This is a genomic window from Candidatus Cardinium sp. cByotN1 (genome assembly GCF_022810525.1).
In the GTDB taxonomy this organism is placed as follows: domain Bacteria; phylum Bacteroidota; class Bacteroidia; order Cytophagales; family Amoebophilaceae; genus Cardinium.
Window position 1 is genome coordinate 26,439 of sequence record NZ_JAACGG010000107.1, and the last position, 6,131, is coordinate 32,569.

The following is a 6,131-nucleotide window of genomic DNA, read 5'->3' on the forward strand; positions in this document are numbered from 1 at the left end:
CACGCTACAAGAAGCCCCAAGACTAAAGTAGTACCCTTAAACAGGGACTACGTCAAAAGTTAATGTATAAGAAACAGTTTCATGCAAAGGTAATACCGCCTGGTAAGTACCTACTTGCTTGATAGGTAGTTGAATATTTATCTTAGTATAATCTACGACTATACCTTTTTCTTTAAGTGCCTTGGCAATTTGCAAAGGGGTAACAGAACCAAATATCTTACCACCTTCCCCTACCTTTGCAGTGATTACAACCTTAACAGCTTCCAAAAGCGGCAAAAGTGCTTCAGCATCTGCTTTTAATTTTGATACCTTATGGGATGCTTGCTTAGCATTTTCAAGTGCAACCTTTTTATTGATGGAATTTGCGACAACAGCAAGGCCCTCAGGGATAAGATAATTCCTAGCGTAACCAGCTTTAACTGAAACGATATCCCCTTTTTTTCCTAATGTTTTGTGTGCATTATTTAATATTACTTCCATTCTTGAGTTTACTTTAAATTGTCTGCTACATAAGGAAGCAAAGCAAGCTGCCTAGCACGCTTTACAGCAGAAGCTACTTTTTTCTGATACTTTAAGCTATTACCAGTAATGCGTCTAGGTAGTATCTTTCCTTGTTCATTGAGAAATTTCATCAAAAACTCAACACACTTATAGTCTACATAGTTAATGCCATAACGCTTAAAGCGACAAAACTTTTTAGTAATTGTTTTTTTTTGTATCGATTCGTTTACTAAAGTCATACTGCTACTGCTTTCTTAGATTCTTTTTTCCCAGCATCAGATCGCCTTGTCATATTATGCGCTAATGCATGCTTGTCTAGCACAAATGTTAAAAAACGTAATACTTCCTCATCTCGTGCATAAGTAACTTCTAGGTCTTTAATCAGACTGCTTTCACTTATAAATTCTATTAAATGATATACACCGCTTTTTTTATGCTTTATTGGATAACTTAATGGTTTTAAGCCTATCTCCTCTTCATGTGTTATGGTTGCATTACGCCCCACTAAAAAAGACCTATACTTATCTATAGATGCTTTTATTTGTTCGCTAGAAAGCACCGGAGATAGTATAAATACTGTTTCGTAATGTCTCATATTTATATTTAAATAATTTCCAGTTATGGATGCTGGGTACTAAAAGCAAATATCTAAAAAGAAATTAATAAAGTCAAGTTATTTTTAATAATTTAAAGCATTTGAATATCATTTCTACTATTTGACCTTAGTGTGATTTTGATGTTCAGAGGGAATCATCTTAATTTTTTAGTAGACTTTAAGGTCATTTTATAAACAAGCGGAAAAAGCAGTCTATGCGGAATATAGGTTCTATTTCTATCTTTGCTTATTAACTTTTAAGTTAAATGAGCCGTTTAACAGAAGAAATAAGCTATCCTACTTTTTAAATTAAACTAGTAGCGATACCTTTACCTAGAAAATACAACTACTCCAGTAGGTTACTAGACCTTTTACAAAGCCTATTTGTGACGAGCCATTTTTAAGAGAGGCGCAGTCGCGAACCTTAGCATACTAATACTAAATGTATTGGGGAAGCATAGACAAGTTGGGGCACCAAAAGGCCGGTTAGCAATAGGTTTTAGAAGAGGTCTACTGATTTTAATGATTATTCAATGCAATTAGATATGCAATCTTATATTTTTACGGAAATAGAACAAAAATGGCAAAATAGATGGAAGGCGCAAAAATCCATAACAGATCGTAATCTCCTTACTGCTAAAAATATACCCAAGTATTATATGCTAAATATGTTTCCCTATCCTTCAGGATCAGGACTCCATGTAGGACATTATGTAGGGTATATCGCTTCAGATATAGTGTGCCGCTACTATAAGCATATTGGATATCATGTGATGAATCCAATGGGATTTGATGCTTTTGGCTTACCTGCCGAGCAACATGCTATTCAAACTGGTCAACACCCTGCTGTTACTACTCAAAAAAATATAGCCAAATATATCACACAACTTGATCAGATTGGATTAGACTTTGACTGGGATCAATCTGTTAATACCAGTGAACCTGCCTATTATAAATGGACACAGTGGATATTTCTGCAAATGTTTAATAGCTGGTACCATACCGCTACCCAAAAAGCATCTCCTATTGAAACGCTTATTGACGAGTTTGCTTGCCACGGTAATACCAAAGTAGAAGCCGCTTGTGATGACCACACGCCTATTTTTTCAGCCCAGGAATGGAATGCTTTCTCCGAAACAGAAAAACAAGCCAAATTGCTGCATTATCGATTAGCTTATCTAAAAGATAGCATCGTGAACTGGTGTGAAGGATTAGGTACCGTTTTGGCTAACGAGGAAGTTAAAGATGGTTTTTCTGAAAGAGGAGGCTATCCAGTAACGCGTAAAAAGATGAAACAATGGAGTTTACGTATGACCGCTTATGCCCAGCGCCTGCTCACCGATCTAGAACCTTTAGATTGGCCCCTTTCTACTAAGGAGATGCAGCGCAATTGGATTGGCAAGTCGCAAGGTGCTGAAATTAGTTTTAGGGTACAAGGAGAACGTGGCAAAACGATTACGGTTTTTACGACAAGACCTGAGACTATTTTTGGGGCTTGTTTTATTGTCTTAGCGCCTGAGCACCCTTGGGCTAGTTTTATGGCACAGCAAAGAGGTGACGTGGAACTTATTGCCTATATCGAAACATCTAAAAATCGTTCAGAACGAAACCGCCTGGCAGAAACAACCTTTTTAAGTGGTGTATTTCTAGGTGCTTGTGTGATACATCCTTTTACAGGTGCACCATTACCTATCTGGGTGGCAGATTATGTATTACCCGGTTACGGCACAGGTGCGATTATGGGTGTACCCGCGCATGATAAACGAGATTATACCTTTGCCCAATCTTTTGATTTACTCACCTTGCCTGTGATAGAAAGTACGATACTTATAGAAGATGGACCCTATGAGCTGCCTGAGGGTACGATGATTAACTCTGATTTCCTAAATGGACTTTCTGTAGCAGAAGCTGCTGAAAAAGTCATGGAAAAGCTAACGCAAAAACGAATTGGAAAATATAAGATCAACTATAGATTACAGGATCCTATATTTAGCCGACAACGTTATTGGGGAGAACCTTTTCCGATATACTACAAAGAAGATGGCCTACCTTATGCCCTTTCCCCGGATCAACTCCCCCTCCTATTGCCAGCAGTAAGCAGCTATAAACCCAATCAATCTGGCGTGCCACCATTGGGTAATGCATCCAATTGGTCTACACCAGAAGGTTATCCTTTAGACTTACATACTATGCCAGGTTGGGCCGGTTCTAGTTGGTATTTTTTACGCTATATGGATCCTCATAACCAAGAAACTTTTCTGAGTCGAGAAAAAGAGGCCTACTGGAAAGGAGTAGATTGCTATATCGGTGGTGCAGAACATGCAACCGGTCATCTCCTTTACGCACGCTTTTGGACGAAAGTACTTTATGATTTAGACTACATTCATATTAGTGAACCTTTTCCAAAATTGCTTCATCAAGGGCTGATCCAGCAAGTTACGGCGATAGTATATCGCTTGAAAGATAAAAATGTCTTTGTAAGTGCTGGACTTATAGCCAAATATGATATTGTCCCTATATATATTCCTATAGCTTTTGTCGAAAAAGGTGTAGTTGATATAAAAGCATTAAAAACTTGGCATCCTGATTTTGCCGATGCACGCTTCTTATTAGAAGAAGGTAAATATATTTGTGGTGGTAAAATGGAGAAAATGTCTAAATCTAAATACAACGTAGTCGAACCAGAGCAAATTATTGCCCAATATGGCGCTGATGCTCTGCGTTTATACTTGATGTTTTTAGGGCCATTAGAACAATCTAAACCATGGGATTTATCCGGCATAGAAGGGGTGTCTCGTTTTCTAAATAAGGTATGGCGTTTTGTACATCATGCAAAAAATGCTCACGCAGCTACTGCGTTACCCCCTAACCAGGCAATGATTAAAATAATCCATAAAACAATTAAAAAAGTAACCGAATCGATTAAAAAATGTTCTTTTAATACAGCTATAAGTAGTTTAATGATTTGTCTAAATAACTTATCCAGTCTTGAAACAGTGCCCCTTGCTATTGTAGAAAACTTTATTTTACTGTTAGATCCTTTTGCACCGCATATGGCCGCTGAGCTATGGGAAAGTATAGGCAAAACCAGTAATCTTGCAGAGGTTTCTTTTCCAGTTTGGAATGAAGCCTATTTAGAAGAAAAAAGCTTTGAGTATGCCATTGCTATTAATGGTAAGGTACGTACCAAAATGGTTTTTAACCATGATGCATCGCCTATGGCTATAGAAAAAGCCGCATTAGCCAATCAAGTCATTCAAAAATGGCTGGCAGGTAAATCAACTAAAAATGTCGTGGTGGTTCCTAAGAAAATGGTAAATATCGTTGTATAGTAAGGAATCAGACTCCCTAATGTAGCCCGCAGGAAGAACTGATGGGAAGACCTAAAATAGATTTGATATAGCAAGCAAAAAATAATAGAGCCACTATGGAAATGGGGATTGTTAATCCAAAAGGTAACCATCTATTGTTGTACATCATTTATAATACTTTAAAATAATTAAACTAAACATAAACGACCGCTACAAAGCATATGAAAACAGTATACTATTTTTTGTACTATCTAAAATAAGTACATCAATATCTGTTTAGAGGTTTTGAATTTTTTATGATAATCAAGTAAAATAAGTGTGTTTTATCTATTTTATATATACTTAATAAGACCTTACAATAGCTTTTTTATTTGGTAAAAAATATTTCTGGGTAACAACCAGGCTTTGCGGTATCATTTTCCCTATAATTAGGTGTATTCGTATGCATTCAAGGCTACGGCTGTTCTAGGCAAAATGCCCCTTGTAAAATAGTTGAGATAAGCAGTTACCTATTAGAACTGATTAGAAAAACAGCTTGTTTAAACGCGCAAAGCGGGTGAGTTCTGTTTTTCCATCTCTAATAGGTGACCTGCCGCAACTTTTTACCGAGGGCTTCATTTTTTGTCCCCTTTTTTATCATAGAAAAAAGGACTACATAAAACTTTTGTACTAAAATCGTGAACAGATACTTGACAAAAATAAGGTTTAAAAAGGATACGTTGATCAGAATATTTAGGAAATAAATCATACGGGATTTTTCCTTGGTTATTTTTTATGAGCCTATGTTCCTTAGACAGGGTCTCACATAATGCAAATACTATAAGAGATACATGACCAATAAGCGTTTTAGCAGCAATATGCAATGGCGTATCGCCATTAATATTTTGCGCATATAGCAAATGTGGTGCTTGCTCTTGCATAAGACTCACTACATTTTCTGATGCTATCTTGCTCCAGGCCCCCCAAACTTTGGGCAGACTCAAGGCTCTTTCAATTGCGCAATGTAAGACTGTATTTCCTGTATCTGGATCTCGTAAGGAAATATCAATATTGGGATTCTGTAATAAAGATCTGGCCATTTTTGTAGAACCATATTGGAAGCTTAATATCAATGGACTTTTCCCACCACTTATTCTATTACAATCAACGTATGGACTTTTTATTAAAAGATTAAATATTTTCATGTTGCCTTGTATAATAGATTCTCCAAGAGGAGTATGACCGGTTTCTAGATCAGCAGTATTCATAAAATCTTCGTTTTTATGCTTAAATCCCGATATTTTTTGTTTACTGAACTGGTCTAAAATCATCTTGACATTTTTGAAATTTTTGTTTTTAACTGCATGATATAAGTACAACCTACCTTTTTTGTCTTTGCAATCACTAATATCATCATAAATTTTATCTAAATTATTTTCAGCTTTATCCTTTGTTAAAGGATTAACACTTAAATCTCTATGACACTTATGGTAGTTTCCTTGTAAAAGCATAAACGTGACGCATATCTTAATGGTATTTGCAATACCGGCTAATTTGTTTGTTTTTTCCATAAGATATTTTATATGATTAGTTGGTATTTATTTTAAAGTTCTATACTTTTTAGGTATCCGTTCACGACTGTGGTTTTTCTTCGATTATATTTAGCAACTTTTTGGTTTGCGTTGACTCAATTAGTAGAAAATGAATTTTTGTTGTTACTTTTTTCTTGATAAAAAAGTAAGCAA

5 protein-coding genes are annotated in these 6,131 nt (G+C 36.0%); 1 reads left to right on the forward strand and 4 read right to left on the reverse strand.

The features are described 5' to 3' along the window. Positions 1-36: 36 nt before the first annotated feature. From rplI to rpsF, 3 genes are read right to left on the reverse strand one after another with little or no spacing between them, the layout of a single operon-like run. Positions 37-480: a 50S ribosomal protein L9 gene (gene rplI, locus MUW73_RS03030; protein WP_243017863.1), complete on the reverse strand. Its 444-nt coding sequence runs from the start codon at positions 478-480 to the stop codon at positions 37-39. Between the two features lie 8 nt (positions 481-488). Next, a complete protein-coding gene (rpsR, locus tag MUW73_RS03035; RefSeq protein ID WP_243017862.1) occupies positions 489-740 on the reverse strand; it encodes a 30S ribosomal protein S18 in 252 nt (83 codons plus the stop codon). After that, the gene (gene rpsF / locus MUW73_RS03040; protein WP_243017861.1) at positions 737-1,096 is read right to left on the reverse strand and encodes a 30S ribosomal protein S6; all 360 of its coding nucleotides are present in this window, start codon (positions 1,094-1,096) and stop codon (positions 737-739) included. Before rpsF ends, rpsR begins: the two co-directional genes overlap by 4 nt. Before the next feature lie 545 nt (positions 1,097-1,641). Between rpsF and leuS the strand changes: the two genes are divergently transcribed. Beyond that, on the forward strand, positions 1,642-4,428 hold the full coding sequence (gene leuS / locus MUW73_RS03045) for a leucine--tRNA ligase (RefSeq protein ID WP_243575244.1): 2,787 nt from the start codon (positions 1,642-1,644) through the stop codon (positions 4,426-4,428). Positions 4,429-5,021: 593 nt separating this feature from the next. Here leuS and MUW73_RS03050 read toward each other — a convergent pair. Next, positions 5,022-5,957, reverse strand: coding sequence for an ankyrin repeat domain-containing protein (locus MUW73_RS03050; protein ID WP_243017859.1), 936 nt, complete (start codon positions 5,955-5,957; stop codon positions 5,022-5,024). Positions 5,958-6,131 lie beyond the last annotated feature (174 nt).